This window comes from Acinetobacter sp. 5862, from assembly GCF_024494585.1.
Classification (GTDB): domain Bacteria; phylum Pseudomonadota; class Gammaproteobacteria; order Pseudomonadales; family Moraxellaceae; genus Acinetobacter.
The window spans coordinates 1-20,479 of record NZ_JANHGP010000047.1; the positions used below are offsets into that span (position 1 = coordinate 1).

The window sequence follows — 20,479 nt, forward strand, 5'->3', positions numbered from 1 at the left end:
TCATTGATGACTTTATTCTCGATAAAAATCATCTCCTACCACAGAGAATCTATAAATAATAGTGCGTAAGTCCTATATTTTATGTAATTGATAACTTTTGTCTGTTTTTCTAGCCTATTTATGAACAATTAAATCTGCCTTACTTCCAAGTGAATAGCCACCAAAATTCTAGACACACATAGCCATATTTTGATGGGCCTTTTCATAATCTAATGAAGAACGCTGACCATTGGAACCATGTCTGCGTTTTGAGTTATAGAACATCTCGCAGCTGACCTGTTAAATGTTTAATTCATCAAATAGCCGACAACAGTCCCTACCAAAGTATTCAAAAATATATTTATAAAAATCTAACGACTCTTATGGAAGGTTATTATTTAAAACCTAATAAAACTGACTCGAATCCAACATCTGTAAAGTAATTTTTTTCACTTCATCACGACTTTGCATAATATGTGCTTCAATCGCCTGAATGGCTTCATCTACTTTACGATTAAAAATATAACCCAATATTTTCTGATGCTCCTGATAAGTCGCTTCAACACGATAATCTTTAGAGAAGTCTAAACGACGAATAATACGGATTCGCTCGCTCAAGTCACGATGAATCCTTGCCATTTCATTATTGCCAGAGGCGCGAACCAAAGCGCAATGAAAATCTTCATCTTGTTGTGAGAGTTGTTTAATTTCTTTTAGATATTGATGAGGTTCAAGCAGCCATAAATCTTTTAAAACAGATAATTCAACTGAGTTTTGATGATCAATCTGGCAAAGTTTACGAATGGAATCTTTTTCTAATACGATCCGCACATCATAAAGTTCTTCATAATAACGAAAATTGAGCGGTCGGATTTGCCAACCGCTACGAAAACTCACATCAACATAACCCTCTTGTTGCAAACGATATAGCGCTTGTCGGATTGGGGTGCGACTTACATCATAAGCTTTTGCAACTTCAGATTCAGTGAAACGTTCACCCGGCATCAGTTTGAAATCAAAGATATCATTCTTGATACGTTGGTAAACCAACTCAGACAAATTGTCTGAGCTTTTTGTTGTTTTTATTTTGGTTTCTTTCATGCAACCTTGCCTTATTCCATATAAACCAATGGTTCACCACTATGTACGGTTTGCCCTGCTCTACAAATAATGGCTTTTACAATGCCATCTTCTTCTGCATAGACAGGAAGTTCCATTTTCATTGCTTCAATAATAGCAACAGTTTCACCTTTTTTAACCTCTTGACCATGTTCAACAAAAATTTTCCAGATATTACCTGTCATCGATGCATTTAATGATGCTAAATGACTGTAATCAGCATGGTTATTTTCTTGAATCTGTTCTTCAGGTTGAGCTGCAAACTCCTCTTTCCAGCGATCCACTTCAGTTGTGAATGCTTGTTGTTGCTTAGCTTTAAACTCGGCAATACTTTCAGCTTCATCATCTAAGAATTGTACATAATCTGCATAATCGAACTCTGTTTCTTCAATCTTGATCTCAGCACGACCATTTTCAAAGTCAGCACGCCATTGATTCAATTCTTCTTCAGTCACTTCAAAATATTTGATTTGATCAAAGAATTGTAAGAACCATTGCTTATCACCAAATTGTTTGTTTTTCTTAAACTTGTTCCAAATTGGCAAAGTACGCCCAATCAATTGATAGCCGCCTGGTGAATCCATGCCGTAAATACACATGTACATACCACCAATACCGACTGTTCCCTCTGCGGTAAAGGTACGTGCTGGATTATATTTTGAACTGAGTAAACGATGGCGTGGATCAATCGGCACAGCACAAGGTGCAGTTAAATACACATCACCCAAGCCGAGAATTAAATAGTTTGCATCAAAAATAATATCTTTGACTTCATTTCGATCTGCTAAGCCATTAATGCGTTGGATAAAGTCAACGTTATTTGGCAACCATGGTGCTTTAGAGCAAACACTTTCTTGATAGCGTTCAACTGCGCCTAAAGTGGCACTATCTTCAAATGCCATCGGCAAATGTACGATCCGAGATGGGATTTTTAATTGGCTCAAATCACCCATCTCTTCTTCGAGTTGAAGTAATTGGGCAATCAATTGTGATTGTGGAATGACTAAGCCGTCGTATTTAATCTGTAGTGAACGAACACCCGGTGAAAGTTCTAATACGCCTGCAATTTTTGCATCACGAATCATTTGAATCAGTTGATGCACTCGTAAACGTAAAGCCAAATCTAAAACATTTTCGCCGTATTCTAAGAGAATATAACTATCACCTGCTTGACGATACACTGTTTTTGGCGATAATTCAGTTGGTTCACGTTGTGCCAAAATCGTACTGACAACCTCTTGAATTGGCTCAATTGTTTCTACAATTTTGCTTGCTTCCGCAAAGTTTTGGATATTTTCAATTTGCTGACGTTCAAGTTCATTGGCTTGTTCAACACTAATCGGATAGAAACGAATTTTATCATCGGCTTTAAGTTGTCCCACTTTCCAAAGTTCGGCTTTGGCAATCGTCACAGGACAAACGAACCCCCCTAAACTTGGACCATCTTTTGCCAGAATCACAGGGAAATCGCCTGTGAAGTTAATTGCACCGATCGCATATTCACAGTCATGGACATTTGATGGATGTAAACCTGCTTCACCACCATTTTCTCGTGCCCAGCTTGGTGTTGGTCCTGATAAACGAACACCTAAACGATTTGAGTTAAAGTGAACTGTCCACTCTGATGCAAAAAACTCTTCTACATATTCAGGTTTAAAGAAATCTGGTGCGCCGTGCGGGCCATATAACACCGCAATTTCCCATTCATTACTATATTCAGGAATCAATTCAGCCGACAATGCTTGAGGTTCATCATGAGCAAGTGGCAACTCTGTGCTCGCAAATGTTGGATCAACCATTTTAATCATATCGCCGACACGCAAGGTACGCCCTGCATGACCACCAAAATTACCAAGTGCAAAGGTAGAACGACTGCCCAAATAAACAGGAACATCCAAACCATTACGCACGGCTAGATAAGTACGGCAACCTGATTCAACTTGACCGATTTTTAGAATTTGTCCTGCTTTGACTGCAACAGGTCTCCAAAAATCAATTTCCTGATCATCTAACAAAGCAGTACAGCTTGCACCTCCCAAAGCAATGGTTGCATCTGCATGGAATTTAAGTGTTGGCCCAACAAGGGTAAACTCAAAACCTGCGGCTTTGGCATCATTGCCGACAATACGATTCGACAACTGGAAAGCATAATCATCCATAGGACCTGATGGCGGTACACCTATATCCCAATAGCCCGTACGACCCGGATAATCTTGAATTGAACTCAACGTTCCTGCTTGAATCACTTCAATTACGTTTGGCGTGTAGTTGAAATCATCCAACATTCTTGTCCAGATTTGCATATCATCAAAACGCCGATCGGAAATAATCGCACGGGCATAATCCAGATTGGTGCTAATACCATTCAAGCGTGTTTCCGCCAAAACGGTTTTTAATTTTTCAATGGCACTAGCACGATCATCAGCATGCACAATAATCTTGGCAATCATTGGGTCGAAGTATTGAGAAATCTCTGTGCCTGTTTTAACCCAAGTATCAACACGTGTACCCTCTGGAAAGGCGACTTCAGTCAACACGCCGGGACTTGGTTGGAAATTTTTTATAGGATCTTCGGCATAAACTCGGACTTCAATCGCTGCACCTTTAGGCTGAATATTGCTGAGATATGCCCAATCAAGTTCATCACCAGCAGCCACTTTGAGCATGCATTCAATCAAGTCTAGACCTGTCACCATTTCAGTGACTGGATGTTCAACCTGTAAACGCGTATTCACTTCAAGAAAATAAAACTCATCTCGATTGGCATCGTAAATAAACTCCACTGTTCCTGCACTACGATAATTAACGGATTTCCCGAGTTCTATCGCTGCTTGATGTAGTTTTTTACGTGTCGCTTCAGGTAAATTTGCCGCGGGCGTTTCCTCTACTACTTTTTGGTTACGACGTTGCAAAGAGCAATCACGCTCACCAAATGCAACGACTTGCCCTTTTCCATCACCAAAAATTTGCACTTCAACATGACGCGCTTTATCAATAAAGCATTCAATAAATACGCCTGCATCCTTAAAGAATTGTTCTCCCAAGCGTTTGACACTTTCATAAGCATCGGTCAAGGCTTGTGGCGTATCACAACGGGTCAAACCAATACCACCACCACCAGCGGTACTCTTTAACATGATTGGATAACCAATTCGATCTGCGGCAGTCATTGCCTCTTCTAAACTATCTAACAATCCTGTTCCCGGAGTCATTGGTACATTTGCCGCAGCCGCCAATTCACGGGCACGATGTTTTAAACCAAATTCTAAAATTTGCTCTGCTGTTGGTCCCATAAAGGCAATATTATTTTCTTCACAAGCGCGAGAAAAATCAGCACTTTCAGACAGAAAGCCATAACCAGGAAAGATTGCCTCAGCACCAGTTTGTTTAGCTGCCTGAATTAATTTTTCGATACTCAAATAAGTATCGGCAGGCTTTAAACCGTCTAATGCAATTGCAATATCAGCATCTTCAACATGTTGCGCATAACGATCACTATCCGAATACACAGCAACACTGGTTACACCTAATTTTTTAAGTGTGCGAATCGCTCGAACAGCAATTTCACCGCGGTTTGCAATAAGTACAGTTTTAAACATGATGATTTCCCCAAATTAATTCGCTGTGTTTGCTGCTTGGCTGTTACGATGCTGGATATAAGCTCTCCATCCACCAAAATGACTAATATTCTCTGCATCATCTATGCCATAAGGCTCACAGATAAAACCTTTCACCCAGCGCCCATCTTCTAATTCGACATTGCCCATTCCTAAAGGTGTTGGAATTTCTGCAACAAATTCACCAAATCGAGCAGTTGGAACATCCCAAAGTTCAACGATAATGCTTTGACCATCTTCTTGACGTGCTAAGCCTGGTTTAGGCGGAATCGTGCCGTTTAAGGCATACAGCGCATAATGTTTTGAGGTTTTAGTGGTTTCGATATGTACGGCATCACGGGTGGTGAGTTGGAAATTTAATGGCATACCTGTCAAATGAGCACCGACGACTGCAACGCGAATATGATGCTGCGAAATAGGTGTAGCAGAACTTAAAGGTAGAGCTTTATCCAATGCACCTAATTTCAGTGCAAGATAGTTTTGCCAAGCTTTGCCAAAATGAACTAATGCTGCATCATGCCAAGCTGGTGCAATTAGAGTGACCCCAAATGGTAAATGGTCAGCCCTAAATCCTGCTGGTAATGCTAAAGCACTCAGATCGGCTAAATTGGTAAAATTGGTATATGTTCCTAAATGAGCGTTATATTCAATCGGATTTTGTTGAAGCTGCTCAATGGTATAAATTGTAGGTGCGGTTGGAACAATTAAGGCATCAAAGTCAGCCAGTCTTTGTTGGATTTTTCGAGTTAAATCTTGTTTTAAATATTCTGCATTGTAGGCATCCACCGCTGAGTATTTTTCACCGTTTTTAATAATTTCTAATACCGTTGGATCAAAATCCTCAGTATTGCTGTTGAGTAAATTTTCAACAGCTGCGGTACGCTCTGCCACCCATGAACCTTGATATAGTTGCACCGCCAGTTGCTCAAAATCTGAAAAATCAATTCTAGTAATTTCAGCATTTAATGATTCAAGCAATTGAATTGTTTGCTGAAATGCTTTTTCTGATTGCTCATCCCCAAAGAAATTTAGTTTTTCTGGAATGGCAAATTTTAATTTGCTAGAGAAATGCACTGGAACATTCTTTGGATGCTTACGTGAATAACTATCCAACGGATCATATGCTTCTAAAATATTTGCAACCAAGTCTGCATCTGCAACAGTCAAGGCAAAGATCGAAATACAATCTAGACTTTTACAAGCAGGCAATAAACCACGATTTGAAAACCGCCCTTTGGTTGGTTTTAGCCCAACAATATTATTAAATGCCGCTGGCACTCGACCAGAACCTGCGGTGTCTGTGCCTAATGCAAATGGGACACATCCACGGGCAACCACACTTGCTGAACCAGAACTTGAGCCGCCACTGACATATTTAGAGTTAAATGTATTTGCAACAGCACCATATGGAGAGCGAGTTCCTACTAAACCTGTTGCAAACTGATCAAGATTAGTTTTACCAACTACGATTGCACCCGCTTGCTTCAACAAACGCACTGTTTCGGCATCTTGTACTGCAAATGTATTAAATGCCTTACAAGCTGCGGTAGTTACAAACCCTGCAACATCAATATTATCTTTAACTGCAAACGGAACGCCGTAGAGTGGAAATTGTTTTGCTAAACTCTCAGCTTCTTTAGTTAATTCATTGAGAAATTGAATTTGCTGTTCAATCTGTTCTACGGTCGCAATTGAAATCCACGCATTATCTTGAGGATCAATTGATGCAACTAAATCTTTTAAAGTATCAAGTTGGATTTCATTTTTTGAATAAGCTGTTTGCCACTCTGAAATTGTCCAACCTAAAGTTTTTATCTCATGCATTTTATGAATCCCATCTTGTATACAAGTTTGGATAAATAAATGCAGAAAGTGTGCCAGTTTATTTTTTACATAAAATTCAATCAATTACCTTATTCACCATGAAATTTTAAACTTGTAGATTAACTAATGGTGCTAAAAAGGCTTTGTTTTAATGCGCTTGCGCCACAATTCAGCAAGATGCGATTTTATTTAAGGGCTTAAGCTTAGTTTTAGAGCAAAGTTTTTCTTGAATTTTGCAATTTGAGAAATGAAAGCTATGAATTTGATCATTGTCAGCTTAGCTTTGAGCAGAAGAAAAATCTTGATCGTTAGAGCTCTATATTTTAGGTATTTTTTGATATGTGGCTTTGAGATGCTTAATTATGTAGCTTTTGATGATGCAACACGCATCATCAAATCCAGATTTTAACAATTAAAAATGAATCACGGTACGAATCGATTTACTCTCATGCATTAAATCGAAAGCCTTATTAATGTCTTCAAGCGACATAGTATGAGTCACAAATGGCGCAAGTTGAATTTCACCTTTCATTGCATCTTCAACCATTTTAGGTAATTGTGAACGCCCTTTTACCCCACCAAAAGCAGTTCCAATCCATTTCGACCTGTCACCAATTGGAATGGGCGAGTTGAAATTTCTTGCCTTGCACCAGCCACACCAATAATCACAGATTGTCCCCAACCACGATGTGCGCATTCTAATGCTGAGCGCATGACATTGGTGTTTCCAATACATTCAAAAGAATGATCAACACCCCAACATCATCACGACCCTGAAAGTACCAGATTTCAGTGTCTTACCATGCATTTTGTCTCTTATTTTCCAGTGGAATGGATGATGTAAATCAACTATGCTCTCATATTGAATTTGCCGAATTGACAATTTATTGAAAATTAAATAGCAATATTATCTTACTTTTTATGTGCTAAATTACCTTGAGAAACAATAACAAGGATAAACACATGATTTTAGAAAAAGACTGGAAAAATATTCAACGGATTTTTAAACTTGCACAAAAAGCATCAATACATGCTTCAATTGCAACAGTCGATCAGTATGGGCAACCCAATATTACCCCTATCGGCACTGTCTTTTTAAATGACAATCAAACCGCTTATTTCTTTGATACATTTACAGAAAGATTGGGTGAAAATCTTAGCCAAAATTCCAAAGCCTGTATTCAGTCTGTTAATAGCGGAAAGCTGTTCTGGCTAATTTCACTGATTCAGGGAAATTTTAGTGATTATCCTGGCGTTCGTTTATATGTGGAAATTGGAGATTTACGTCCAGCAACTGAACCAGAGAAACTTGCAGTGGAACAACGAGTGAAACCACTGCAATGGACAAAAGGCAGTCAACTGATCTGGTCTGAATTTACTCATGTCCGTGACATCAAGATCAATGATTTTAGATGGATCAAATACCCAAGAATGATGGAAAATCTAATCTAAACGCATTTCAAACAGGCACAGCCCCTCAATCTCTAAAGGCATCTTGATATTTTCAAAAGCTGCCGCTTTTAAAGCATCGATATGCTCCTGTTTGTTCATATAAAGCTGGTCATTTTGCATGGCATGAGGTGCATATAGATGATCACAAACCAAGTAACAACCTTGAGGTTCTAATAAGGTTGTTACTTTTTTATGAAAATCGGCAGCATATTTTTTATGTCGAAGCTCATGCAATGCCTGATGAATGATAATAAAGTCATATTTTTGATTTACAGCATTTTGCCACTCAGGCTCTTTAAAGTTTCCAATGAGATAATTCGCTCTTGCTCGTTCAGAGGGAGTTAACTTCTGTTGAGCAAGCTGATGCATAGCCTCAGAAAAATCGAAAGCGGTATATTGAATATTGGGCAATTGCGACAATAAATGTTGCGCTAAAAATCCTGGCCCTGCTCCCAACTCCAGAATATAACCTTGATCAGAAGCATGCGTCTTAATCAGATTGGCATAATAATCAAAGAAATCCTTTCTCCACGGACGCTTAACATTCGCTGTTTCTTGCCATTCAAATGCATCAGCGTAGTTTCGCAGATCAATTAGACTTTCAACATCTTTCATTATGATTCTCTGTATTTAACTAAACCAAGCCAATTTCTTCAAAAAATAGCTTGTATGCTTCTGTCTTCTTATCTAGAGCTAAAGGATAAGCACGTGACGATGAAGGTAAACGATATAAACTTAACTCTCGCTCCATATAGTTTACTTGCACAGATTGTCCAATCATCGGTTTAATGGGGTTCTCAGGAAAATGCTGCATCAGTGTATCTGTCGCTTTATCACCAGTCGTCATAATGGTGTGACATGCAGGAATTTGGATGAGTAATTCTGACAAATCTGTAGGCGTGACTATTTCTAGAAATTTATCAGATGCATTACCTTGTAATCTTTTAATTTGAAATGCGGTATCGAATATTCCTACACCAATTTCTATCAAAAATTCACGAATTTTTTGTTCTTTAAAGTTTTTATTTGATAAATCAAGGAAATAGTTTTTATCTTTGAAAAATATTAATCCGAATATTCGCCACATGTCATTTTGATAATTTGGATAGTAAAAATTCATCTTCCATCTGTTTTGAGGAGGAGGAAAACTTCCCAACATTAGCAACTTAGCATTATATGGTAAGAATGGCTTCAGTGGATGTGTTTCAATTTCTAAAACAGTCATTAACATCTAACAACATGAAAAAATTTAAAACAGTTTAATCAATTATTCTGTATCAAAATAGCTTTCACATTTCTAATAGAAAATAAAAAAAGAAGATAACGTGTATCTTCCTTTTTTATCAGTTTTTTAATCAGCGTTTAAAAAAATTGAATGGTAACTTTAAATACCGCACACCATTACTTTCTGGTTCTGGAAAACGACCTGCATCCATATTGATTTGTATAGATGGCAGAATCAACTTAGGCATCGCCAAAGTCGCATCACGTTTCTGACGCATCTTTACAAAATCTTGTCGATCGGTATCAGATTTCAAATGAATATTACTTTGTTTCTGTGCGGCAATTGTTGTCTCATAGAAATACTCATTTCTACCTTCAGGCTTATAATCATGGCATAGATAAACACGCGTATCATCGGGTAGTTCATATAACTTTTGAACAGAATCAAAAAGTATATCCGCACTTCCTTTAGGAAAATCACATCTCGCCGTACCATAATCTGGCATGAATAAAGTATCACCAACAAAGACAGAATCACCAATGACATAACTCAAGCACGCTGGCGTGTGTCCAGGCGTTGGAATATTGTAAGCATCTAGATGACCAATCTTAAAATGCTCATCATCTTTAAAGAGATAATCAAAAGTTTGGTGTGAATTAAACATCTTCACATCAAGATTGTATATTGAGCTAAAGGTCTCTTGCACAATACCGATCTTTTCACTCATCGCAATCTTGCCACCCAAATGTTCTTTGAGATACTGAGATGCGGTTAAATGATCTGCGTGGACATGTGTTTCTAGTATCCACTCAACCTTTAACTGATGAGTCTTTACGAAATCAATAATTTGATCTGCACTATGAGTTGATGTAGTAGCAGATGCAGCATCATAATCTAAAACACTGTCAATTACGGCACATACTCTAGTTTCTGGGTCAGTCACCACATAACTAAATGTATTTGTATTTTCATCAAAAAATGCTTTGACTTGAGGATGTTGCATCTAATCTCTCCTACTTATCGTTCTGCCCATATGCGATGAATAAAGATACCGAGGAACATTGCTCCGATAAAATACCATGCTTCAGCATAGCCTAACCCGATCAGAGTAATTGCAGGTGCAGGACATACACCAGCTATCCCCCAACCTATACCGAACAGCATCGAACCAACGATCAATTTTTTATCGATCTGCTTATTAGTGGGTAATGAAATTACTTCACCGAATAATGTTTTTGGATTTCGGATCGCTTTTTGGAATGGAATGATGGCAATCGCAATAGCCCCAATCATCACAAACATTAGGCTAATATCCCACTCACCAAAAATGTCTAAAAATCCTAAAACTTTTTCAGGATTTGACATACCTGAGACCATTAGTCCTAGTGCAAATAATCCGCCAAATATGAACGCAAATACATTTTTCATATCGCAACTCCTAAAATATGGCGAATAACGAATACAGTCACGATTCCAGCTAGCATAAATGTGACCGTTGCAACGATCGAACGCACTGATAAGCGACTCATACCACAGATACCATGACCACTAGTACATCCCGAACCTAATCGCGTGCCAAAACCTACCAAGATTCCAGCAATGATTAATCCAATTGGTGAGGATTTAATCACAATCTCAGGTTCAACAAATAATTGGTAAATGAAAGGAATGATGAATAAGCCAGACAAGAACCAAAATGCAAGATTATTCAAAAGTGATTTAGGTTGTAAAACCTGCGCAAGCAAGCCACTAATCCCTGCAATACGACCATTTACATACAAATAGCCCACTACTGCAATTCCAAGGATAGCACCGCCAATCAAAGCTAAAATAATGCTAGACATTGTTTTACTCTTTAAAACACTATATGTTTTTATAATATATTATTTTGTATATTTAATGAAGTAATTATTCAAAAACTATACAAATCTTTTTGTACCTTTTTTCAAGCATTTTCTATGTGCTTTAAATTAAACATTTGATTTAATTGTATAATTTATCTCATTTAATTTTTAACAAAAAATATTTTTTGACCATTGGAAAAAAACTTCAACGCTCTGCTCTATTTTACACTTTAAAACCTCGTCCTTTTAATTTAAACAACCATTAGAGCCAAGTTGGTGTTATCTAAAGTTAAAAAACTAAGTAATAATGCTCAGAAAATTTGATATCGTCTTTTCTAGTTTAACTATTATTAGCATAAATAATGGCTAGGTTGTTAACTAAAACATAAAGTTTTTAATCTAGCGATTCTCAAGTTTGAGCTAATTTTAATTTATTAATTTTATATGGTTTTTACAGACTAATTCTCTATAGTTTTCTATCTAAGCTGCCGTATACAGTTATACGACAGCTAGTTTTTTACAATCTAAGAAATTTCTACAAGCGGTATGCTCTTGTCATCAGACAACACTTATACCAGTTCTTCAATTCCTATTAATGTAGGTAACTTATCAATTAATTTGTTTAATTCATCGTTTGCAGGTGAAATACAACCAGTGTAATGACTCAAACGTGTTGTAGTACCATCTGCTTGTTTCCACCAAAAATAAGAACTAGGTTTATCTGTTGCAGTTTGCACACAACCTGTTGTTTTTACATTAGAACCAGTTTCTGGACGATACGTTTTTAATTCACTTTGTAATTTCTTATACACAGCTGGATCTACTTGAAGATCGCGTGTGCCCGTTACTTTAGTGTATTGTTTGCCCTCGAAATGAACTGTTCCATTAGGTGAAACTTCAACTGAATAAATTGGACATGCACCAAAATATGGGCTTGTTGAATAACGGATCGTTTCTTGAGCTACATTTTGAGATTGCTCAGGTGTTGAAGCACAACCAACTAATGCCAATGTAAAAAAACCTGAAAGTAATAATTTTTTCATTTGTTAATCTGTTGTAAAGTTTAGTTAATAAATTTATCAAATAGTGAAATAGTTGTCATTTATATTGGTGTTACAATCATTAAATTTTCAATTTTGCTTAGGCTATTTTTATAAAAAATTAATTTATGGCTTGTGATTGCAATATTAAACGAGCGAGTTCTAAATCATCTGGATAAGTGATTTTGATATTATCTGAACGACCTTGTACAACTTGTACGGGTTCATTTACATATTCAAGTGCACTTGCCTCATCAGTAATTACAATTTGATCTTTCAGTGCTGTCTCTATTGCATTTTTTAATATGCTTATCTTTGCCACTTGTGGTGTTTGAGCTTGCCACAATAGATCACGACTCACTGTTTTCTCTATTTGATGGTCTTCAACTACTTGTTTTAATGTATCTCGAACAGGTATAGCTAAAATGGAACTCTGATCTGACTCTATAGCAGTAATTATCAATTTTTCGAGACAATCTGTTGTAACGCAAGGGCGTGCTGCGTCATGTACGAGAACCCAATCATTTTCATCTGCAATATTTAATAAATACATCAAAGCATTTAATACTGAATGAACACGCTCAGCTCCCCCCTTACAAAAGTGAAGCCTATCTAAGTGCTCAAAAGCTAATGTCTGGGCAAAGTTATCGCTCTCACCAATAGCGATAACACATCCAGCTAACTGCAAAGTATTGAGCCTGTTGACCGTATGCTCAATTACTGTACGCTGAGCAATATATTGATATTGTTTTAATTCAGTTTTTGAAAAACGACTGCCTGAACCTGCTGCTGGCACAACCGCCCATAGTCTAGTCTGGGTTTTCATTGGTTGCTGCATCTACTTTTGCATTTGGATCGATATAAATTGGTTTGTAATGGGTACTGATGGTACTCATTTGCACAAAAGTTTCATTTGGCTTGATTAAACCTAAATCTAAGCGTGCATGTTCTTCAATCGCTTCCGTTCCATTTTTTAAGTCGAAAACTTCGGCTGCTAAAATACGATTGCGCTCTTTAAGCTCCGTATTTACTTCTGCTTGTTGCTTAATCTGTTGAGTCAAGGCTTGATGAGGGAAATACCCTCCCTCACCTAGCCAAAATTGATACTGTAAACTTGCCACCAAAAAGATGACAAGTAACAGAATCAATTTACTCGAGGTCGATCGAAACATATCTAGCATGAAAAAATCCCTACATCCTTCTTACAAGGAAGATCATCTGCAAATTGTATATGATTATGAATTTGCAGAGTTTCTGTCTTTTGTAAAGAAAGATGATCAGAAGTATTCAACATAGATAAATTGACCTTAGTTTAGACCTTTGAATTCAGCTTTACCGCGGTAAGCTGCATTCGTTAATTCTTCGATACGAAGCAATTGGTTATATTTCGCTACGCGGTCAGAACGGCATAGTGAACCCGTCTTGATTTGACCTGCTGCTGTACCTACTGCCAAGTCAGCAATGGTTGAATCTTCAGTTTCACCAGAACGGTGTGAGATTACAGTGCTATAACCATTCGCTTTCGCAAGATAGATTGCATCTAGAGTTTCAGTCAACGTACCGATCTGGTTATATTTGATCAGAATAGAGTTACCGACTTTCTCATTAATGCCGCGTTGTAAAATCTTAGGATTAGTTACGAATAAATCGTCGCCAACCAATTGGATTTTGTCACCAAGGATTGATGTTAAGTAGCTCCAACCTTCCCAATCAGACTCATCAAGACCATCTTCAATCGAGATGATTGGGTATTGATTTACAAGACCAGCTAAATAATCAGAGAATTGGTTGCTTGTGAATGCTTTATTGCCTTCACCTGCAAGAATATATTGACCATTTTTGTAAAATTCTGAAGATGCACAGTCAAGTGCCAACATAATGTCAGAACCCGCTTTGTAACCCGTTTGACCAATCGCTTCAAGAATAACAGTGATTGCTTCTTCATTTGAACGCAAGTTCGGAGCAAAACCACCTTCATCACCTACAGCAGTGTTTAAACCTTTTTTGTTTAAAACTGATTTTAGGGAATGGAAGATTTCAGCACCTGCACGTAATGCTTCAGAGAATGAAGTGAAACCAACTGGCTCAATCATGAACTCTTGAATATCAACGTTATTGTCGGCATGTGAACCACCATTAATGATGTTCATCATTGGTACAGGCATGCTCAAAGTTGTTTGACCACGCAAGTCTGCGATGTATTGGAAAAGAGGAATTTTCTTTTCAGTAGCAGCAGCGCGAGCAGCAGCCAAAGAAACAGCTAGAGTTGCGTTAGCACCTAGTTTTTCTTTGTTTTCAGTACCATCAAGCTCGATCATCGTGTTATCGATGTCTTTTTGTTCAAATACTGATTTACCCACTAAAGCATCACGGATTAAAGTATTTACGTTATTAACCGCATTTTTAACACCTTTACCTAAATAGCGTGCTTTGTCGCCATCACGAAGTTCTAAAGCTTCACGAGAACCAGTCGAAGCACCAGATGGTGCACATGCACGACCCACAACCCCAGATTCTAAAATAACGTCTGCTTCGATGGTTGGGTTACCACGAGAGTCCAAAATTTCACGTGCGCGGATGTCAACGATTTGGCTCATGAACAATTCCTCTGTTGAATAAAAATAAGATGTAAACAATTACATCAATGGGTATCTAACTTTTTGAATCCTTTAACTAAAGTATCCAATTCTTTTAATTGCGCCAAGAATGGCTCAAGCTGAGATAAACGCAAAGCACACGGTCCATCACATTTTGCGATTTCAGGTTCTGGATGTGCTTCCAAGAACAGACCCGCTAAACCAGTCGCCATGCCTGCACGTGCTAGCGTCGTAATTTGAGCACGACGGCCACCAGCTGAATCAGCACGTCCACCAGGTGTTTGCAATGAGTGCGTCACATCAAAAAACACAGGGACATTCATTTCTTTCATGATGTCAAAACCAAGCATATCAACAACTAAGTTGTTATAACCGAATGCTGAGCCACGTTCACAAAGAATTAGTTTGTCATTTCCAGCTTCAAGACATTTATGCAAAATATGGCGCATTTCGTGAGGAGCTAGGAACTGTGCTTTTTTAATATTGATAATAGCTTGAGTCTTAGCCATCGCCTCAACCAAATCAGTTTGACGACTTAAAAAAGCAGGTAATTGAATAATGTCAGCAACTTCTGCAACTGGGGCTGCTTGATATGGTTCATGTACATCAGTAATGATAGGGACATTAAATTGTTTCTTAATGTCGGCAAGCCATTCAATCCCTTTTTCTAAACCGGGACCGCGAAAAGAATTCAAACTTGAACGATTCGCTTTGTCAAAGCTCGCTTTGAACACGTAAGGAATATCTAAGCGTTTGCAGATGTCAATATAAGTTTCAGCAATTTCAAAAGCTAAATCTTTTGATTCTAATACGTTCATTCCGCCAAATAATACAAATGGCAAATGATTTGCCATTTGTATATCGCCTAAACGTACAACTTCTTGTGGTTTTAATTGTGACATTTAAACTTTCCCAGTTTATTTAAAGAACTGCATTATTTACCTTGTTGGTGCTGTTTTTTCGCAGCATCAATAAAACCAGCAAATAATGGATGTCCATCACGTGGTGAACTTGTAAATTCTGGGTGGAATTGTACAGCAATAAACCAAGGATGTTCAGGAATTTCTACAGTTTCAACTAAATGTTGTACAGAAGAATAACCTGAAATTTTCATACCAGCTTCTTCTAGCGTAGGAATGAAACGATCATTCATTTCATAACGATGGCGATGACGCTCAGTAATTTCAGCTTTACCATAAACTTCGCGAGTTTTAGTACCTTCAACCAATTCTGACTTTTGAGCACCAAGACGCATCGTACCGCCAAGATCCGACTCAAGACTGCGTTGTTGTAATTCACCACGTTCATCTAACCATTCAGTGATTAAACCAATGAGTGGATACTTAGTTGAGCGATTGAATTCAGTTGAACTCGCTTCAGGCATACCTGCAACATTGCGTGCATACTCAATCACAGCCAACTGCATACCTAAACAAATACCTAGGAATGGAATCTTGTTTTCACGTGCATATTGAATAGCTTTCATCTTGCCTTCAGTACCACGCTCACCGAAACCACCTGGTACTAAAATCGCATCAGCGGTGCTCAAAATACTCATATCTTGCTGTTCAAGGTCTTCAGCATTGACATAGTCAATCTGAACTTTAACGCGATTTTGAATACCTGCATGTAAAAGTGCTTCATTTACAGATTTATAAGCATCTGGTAATTCAACATATTTACCAACCATCGCAACACGAACCGTGTATTCAGGGTTCAATAATGCTTCTACAACATTATCCCAATCTTCAAGATTTGCTTCTGGAAGATCATTGTAACCAAAACGTTCACAAATTAAATCGTCAACATTTTGTTCGTAAAATGTACGTGGAATTTGATAAATTGTTTTTGCATCTTTACAGACGACAACGGCACGCGCTTCAACATTGGTGAACAATGCAATTTTACGTTTAGTATCAACATCAACATCATATTCAGTACGGCAGATTAAGATATCTGGCTGAATACCGATCGAAAGAAGTTCTTTAACTGAATGTTGAGTTGGCTTGGTTTTAAGTTCAGCAGCAGATTTGATATATGGTAATAATGTCAAGTGCATCAACATGGTACGTTTATGACCAAGCTCTACCATCAACTGACGTACTGATTCCATAAAAGGAAGTGATTCGATATCACCAACAGTACCACCAATCTCAACGATTGCAACGTCGTAGCCTTCACCTGCGCGAAGTACACGTTCTTTAATATTATCTGTAATATGTGGAATAACTTGAACCGTACCACCTAAGTAATCACCACGACGTTCTTTATTCAAAACGTCCTGATAGACACGACCACTGGTAAAGTTATTCAGTTTGGTCATTTTCGCACGACGCAGGAAACGTTCGTAGTACCCCAAATCTAAGTCAGTTTCAGCACCATCCTCTGTGACGAAAACTTCACCGTGCTGAAATGGGCTCATGGTACCTGGATCGACATTAATGTATGGATCCATTTTTACCATAGTGACTTTCAAGCCACGAGCTTCCAAAAGTGCGGCAACAGAAGCAGCAGAAATACCTTTACCTAGTGATGAAACCACACCACCAGTGACAAAAATAAAATGGGTCATTGAGTTTCTCGTACAATCGAGCCGAAATCGGCCTACAATGTTGGGCAATTTTACTGTACTCTGCCCCTATAAAGCAAAGTCAAACCGCATCAATTCAAAGAACTATAAACAACTGACTATTCTATCAGCATTTTCGATAAAAATTTATGGGGTTTGTGGATATTTCATCCATAAATTACGTTTAATGTTTAAAAACAATTTTAGATCAGAAATAAATTCATTCGAAGATTTTGACCATATTGCAATTTCAACGTATACGCTGATGCAAGCATTTATAAAATATCAACAAGCTCAATAAATCCTAGGGATTTTTTCATTTAATTTTACTGCTATAATCATTGGCATCTTTCATTCAATATGTAGCTTTAACAATGGCGAATAAAAAACTTTTAATCTGTGCTGCACTTGCAACTGGTCTATTACTTACTGCTTGTGTGAAAAAAGAAGAGCCAAAAAATGAAGAACCATCAGAACAAACTTCTGAAACACAAACGACTCAAGCAGCATCTCAACCACAACAAAACCAAGAATTTCAGCCTTTGGAAAGCGTAGATAAACCAGCAACGCCAGCTCCAGTGATTGAGATGAGTCGAGAAGAAACGCCAAATACAACTACAGAAATTCGTCGTGAAACTCGCCCAGCTCAAACAGCAGAAGAGACAACAACGGCACAAGCTGAACAACCAAAACCTGCGCAAACTGAGCAGAAACCAGCAAAAGTTGAACAACCTAAAGCCGTCAAACCTGCTCCAGCACAAACTGAAGACGATGCGGTTGCTGCAGCGATTGCGGCAGCAACACCTGCATTAAATAATTAATTTATTTAACCTCTCAAAAAAGCCATGAGTCGTTGTAAAGCGACTCGTGGCTTTTTTTATAGTCTAGAAATTAGGAGTAGTGTTTAAAAAAGTCTGCCATCAGTCGTGATGCCCACGATTTCACTTCTAAACTTTCGTAAAACCCACAGTGGCTTCCTTTTTTAGTGGTGACCACCACAATATTTTCCATTTGCTGAATAACTTCTTTATAAGGTTCTAAGTTTTTAATGGAACATACAGGATCATCTTCCGCATTTAAAATCATCAGTGGAATCTTGACATTATCAAACACATAAATCGGGTTAATGGCTTGGCAATAACTTTGATAATCCTGAAAGCCTGCCATTTCAAAATATTCTTTTTCAAATTCTTCCAAACTGGTCGTGGTGAGCACTTTTTTAAGAGAAGAAACATTACTCCATGTATTTTGATAAGGATGAATAAAATACTTAAATAATTTTTTGGTCATCATTTTGCTATAAAAAGGATGTACATTTTTAAAGCTAATTTCAGTGTTATAGCCAGGACACATTGCAAAAGCTGCTTTAAATGGTGTGTCGAGACCTTGCTCACCAAGATAACGTACTAAAAGTCCTGTTCCTGCTGACGAACCTACTGCATACAAATCTGATTTTGGAAAAAGAGTTTGAATATGGTTCAGTTGCTCTCGTAAATCGTCAGTCAAGCCAAAAAGAGAAATGCGAGGTACTGGCATAGGTAAACCTGCATGTCCACGGCGTAAACAAAGTGCAATCCGCCAACCCGTATATGCATGTAAGTCTTTAACAAGTTCACGCATACTTTCTGGCGTACCTGTAATCGTATGCATAATTACGATTGTAGGCGTTTCGGCCGGAAGATTATAGCTATACCATGCAACTGCAGTAACCCCACCATCTTGCATGATGAGTTGGTCAATGCGATCATATTCAAGCTTAATTGTTTTTTTTCTAATGATATCAAAATATAAAAGATGTACATGAGTATTACTAAGCCAAGGTGTTGGACGATACTTTTTCTTTAACTGAGGTAATTTTTCCAAAACGTCTTTTATTTTTCCTTTCGGGTCATAGTACATTTTGGGTTGCTCAGCACCAAGTACAGAATCAAGCAGCTCAGAGCCTAACACTTTAATTTTATCTAAAGCAGATATACCCATATTCAATAAAAACCTCTATCTAACCACGAGTAAATGTTTGTCGCACCAATGTCGCGACCTGTTGCCCCCAAATAGCATAGATTTCTTTACTTGGATGAAAGCCATCACTTGCCATAGATAAATTCATCGCCTGAAAATTTTTAATATCGTATTCAATAAATCTAAATTGTGGCTGTGGGGCTAACCACTGTTTTAATGTTTGATTCATTTGTTCTGCATATTGTCCAAATAACCATGCTAATGGATTGGGTAATGCAGGAAAATGCTGCATTGGCGGGACTCCAGACACAATAATCAATTTTGGCTGAAAATGATTTTGTATTTGAGTAAATAATTGTTTTTGTTGTTTTATCCAAGTTTTAGCAGTAATTAATTTAGTCACATCATTGACACCAACTGAAGTGACGACTACATCATATTTTTTGGGTTCTAATTGTTGGATCGCTTGATAAACTTGTTTTGTTGTATCACCAGTTTTTGCATGCAATTTCCAGTCCAACAAATATTCTCTTTTTAATTCTGAAATAATCGCACCAGATAAAGCATCTTGCTGGGTCTCAACACCAACCCCAGCTGCTGCCGAATCACCTAAAATAAGTAAAGAAAGTGGCTGTCCTTGTCCAATAAGACCATCACGGTCACCACTCGCTTCTAAAAGTCGTGGTGTGTTTTTACGAACCTTCACACCTTGTATTACAACTACAGGTAATAATGCAAAAGTTGAAAGTTTTAACCACATATTAATAATCTCAATATTGCTTAGGCTATTTTACTGAGATGTGTTTGGCTGATATTGTGCGAAGCGTGCACCCATTTTTTCTGCCAATGCGGCCAAATCACTCATCGGGCGAATCATGACTTCAAAATCAATGATTTTTCCCTGTGCATTAAAACGAACCATATCAATACCTTTAAGCGATTTTCCACTCACATTAGCACTGAACTCCAACACGACATTTTCACCATCTTCAGTGTAGAACTCACGGTGATAAGTAAAGTTTTCAAACACCTGAATCACATTCGTTAAAATGAAGAAAACTACATGTTTTCCCTCATAAGGCTTAAAAGCAACAGGTGAACGAAATACCACATCGTCAGCTAATAACTCATTTAAATTTGAAAGGTCACCTGTTTTGATCATCTGATGCCATTTTTCTAACGCTTGCTTAGTTGTTTCGATTGTCATTGTAATTTCCTTATATTCTAAGCTAATGAAGTTTGAGACATTCTCCT

19 protein-coding genes and 1 pseudogene are annotated in these 20,479 nt (G+C 37.8%); 2 read left to right on the plus strand and 18 right to left on the minus strand.

Going from position 1 to position 20,479, the window contains the following annotated elements:
* Positions 1-384: 384 nt before the first annotated feature.
* The 4 genes and pseudogenes from NO346_RS08070 to NO346_RS08085 form a co-directional block, all read right to left on the minus strand.
* Positions 385-1,080 (minus strand): GntR family transcriptional regulator, encoded by a 696-nt coding sequence (locus tag NO346_RS08070; RefSeq protein ID WP_256414841.1) that lies wholly within the window; start codon positions 1,078-1,080, stop codon positions 385-387.
* An 11-nt stretch (positions 1,081-1,091) separates the two neighbouring features.
* Entirely contained in the window at positions 1,092-4,697 is a 3,606-nt protein-coding gene (gene uca / locus NO346_RS08075) for an urea carboxylase (protein ID WP_256414842.1), read from the minus strand.
* Between the two features lie 15 nt (positions 4,698-4,712).
* Positions 4,713-6,539 (minus strand): allophanate hydrolase, encoded by a 1,827-nt coding sequence (gene atzF, locus NO346_RS08080; protein WP_256414843.1) that lies wholly within the window; start codon positions 6,537-6,539, stop codon positions 4,713-4,715.
* Between the two features lie 412 nt (positions 6,540-6,951).
* Positions 6,952-7,298: pseudogene (locus NO346_RS08085) on the minus strand (zinc-binding dehydrogenase); the annotation flags it as partial.
* Positions 7,299-7,502: 204 nt separating this feature from the next.
* On the opposite strand from NO346_RS08085, the gene NO346_RS08090 reads away from it, so the two are divergent.
* The gene (locus NO346_RS08090) at positions 7,503-7,991 is read left to right on the plus strand and encodes a pyridoxamine 5'-phosphate oxidase family protein (protein WP_194597720.1); all 489 of its coding nucleotides are present in this window, start codon (positions 7,503-7,505) and stop codon (positions 7,989-7,991) included.
* Here the strand turns inward: NO346_RS08090 and NO346_RS08095 are convergent.
* From NO346_RS08095 to NO346_RS08145, 11 genes are all read right to left on the minus strand, one after another.
* The gene (locus NO346_RS08095) at positions 7,983-8,606 is read right to left on the minus strand and encodes a bifunctional 2-polyprenyl-6-hydroxyphenol methylase/3-demethylubiquinol 3-O-methyltransferase UbiG (RefSeq protein ID WP_194597721.1); all 624 of its coding nucleotides are present in this window, start codon (positions 8,604-8,606) and stop codon (positions 7,983-7,985) included. The two genes, NO346_RS08090 and NO346_RS08095, sit on opposite strands and share 9 nt — an antisense overlap.
* A gap of 19 nt (positions 8,607-8,625) precedes the next feature.
* Positions 8,626-9,216 (minus strand): uracil-DNA glycosylase family protein, encoded by a 591-nt coding sequence (locus NO346_RS08100; protein ID WP_256414859.1) that lies wholly within the window; start codon positions 9,214-9,216, stop codon positions 8,626-8,628.
* A gap of 130 nt (positions 9,217-9,346) precedes the next feature.
* Entirely contained in the window at positions 9,347-10,219 is an 873-nt protein-coding gene (locus tag NO346_RS08105; protein ID WP_256414844.1) for an MBL fold metallo-hydrolase, read from the minus strand.
* A 14-nt stretch (positions 10,220-10,233) separates the two neighbouring features.
* Complete coding sequence (locus tag NO346_RS08110; RefSeq protein WP_004911272.1) at positions 10,234-10,644, minus strand: DUF6691 family protein; 411 nt, start codon at positions 10,642-10,644, stop codon at positions 10,234-10,236.
* The gene (locus tag NO346_RS08115; RefSeq protein ID WP_256414845.1) at positions 10,641-11,060 is read right to left on the minus strand and encodes a YeeE/YedE family protein; all 420 of its coding nucleotides are present in this window, start codon (positions 11,058-11,060) and stop codon (positions 10,641-10,643) included. The genes NO346_RS08110 and NO346_RS08115 overlap by 4 nt, the downstream gene beginning before the upstream one ends.
* A gap of 569 nt (positions 11,061-11,629) precedes the next feature.
* A complete protein-coding gene (locus NO346_RS08120) occupies positions 11,630-12,103 on the minus strand; it encodes a DUF6438 domain-containing protein (RefSeq protein ID WP_256414846.1) in 474 nt (157 codons plus the stop codon).
* A gap of 118 nt (positions 12,104-12,221) precedes the next feature.
* Positions 12,222-12,926, minus strand: coding sequence for a 2-C-methyl-D-erythritol 4-phosphate cytidylyltransferase (gene ispD, locus NO346_RS08125; protein ID WP_256414847.1), 705 nt, complete (start codon positions 12,924-12,926; stop codon positions 12,222-12,224).
* Positions 12,910-13,281: a cell division protein FtsB gene (gene ftsB / locus NO346_RS08130; protein ID WP_256414848.1), complete on the minus strand. Its 372-nt coding sequence runs from the start codon at positions 13,279-13,281 to the stop codon at positions 12,910-12,912. The genes ispD and ftsB overlap by 17 nt, the downstream gene beginning before the upstream one ends.
* A 126-nt stretch (positions 13,282-13,407) precedes the next feature.
* A complete protein-coding gene (eno, locus tag NO346_RS08135) occupies positions 13,408-14,697 on the minus strand; it encodes a phosphopyruvate hydratase (protein ID WP_005160092.1) in 1,290 nt (429 codons plus the stop codon).
* A gap of 44 nt (positions 14,698-14,741) precedes the next feature.
* Positions 14,742-15,599 (minus strand): 3-deoxy-8-phosphooctulonate synthase, encoded by an 858-nt coding sequence (gene kdsA, locus NO346_RS08140; protein WP_256414849.1) that lies wholly within the window; start codon positions 15,597-15,599, stop codon positions 14,742-14,744.
* A 32-nt stretch (positions 15,600-15,631) separates the two neighbouring features.
* Positions 15,632-17,269 (minus strand): CTP synthase, encoded by a 1,638-nt coding sequence (locus NO346_RS08145; protein WP_256414850.1) that lies wholly within the window; start codon positions 17,267-17,269, stop codon positions 15,632-15,634.
* 371 nt (positions 17,270-17,640) lie between these two features.
* Between NO346_RS08145 and NO346_RS08150 the strand changes: the two genes are divergently transcribed.
* On the plus strand, positions 17,641-18,087 hold the full coding sequence (locus tag NO346_RS08150) for a hypothetical protein (RefSeq protein ID WP_005160086.1): 447 nt from the start codon (positions 17,641-17,643) through the stop codon (positions 18,085-18,087).
* Between the two features lie 70 nt (positions 18,088-18,157).
* Here NO346_RS08150 and NO346_RS08155 read toward each other — a convergent pair whose 3' ends face one another.
* Genes NO346_RS08155 through NO346_RS08165 form a run of 3 tightly spaced genes read right to left on the minus strand, consistent with a single transcriptional unit; the run spans position 18,158 to position 20,432 of the window.
* Positions 18,158-19,246, minus strand: coding sequence for a YheT family hydrolase (locus tag NO346_RS08155; protein ID WP_256414851.1), 1,089 nt, complete (start codon positions 19,244-19,246; stop codon positions 18,158-18,160).
* A 19-nt stretch (positions 19,247-19,265) separates the two neighbouring features.
* Entirely contained in the window at positions 19,266-19,985 is a 720-nt protein-coding gene (locus NO346_RS08160) for an SGNH/GDSL hydrolase family protein (protein ID WP_256414852.1), read from the minus strand.
* A gap of 30 nt (positions 19,986-20,015) precedes the next feature.
* A complete protein-coding gene (locus NO346_RS08165; protein ID WP_256414853.1) occupies positions 20,016-20,432 on the minus strand; it encodes a nuclear transport factor 2 family protein in 417 nt (138 codons plus the stop codon).
* Positions 20,433-20,479: the final 47 nt, after the last annotated feature.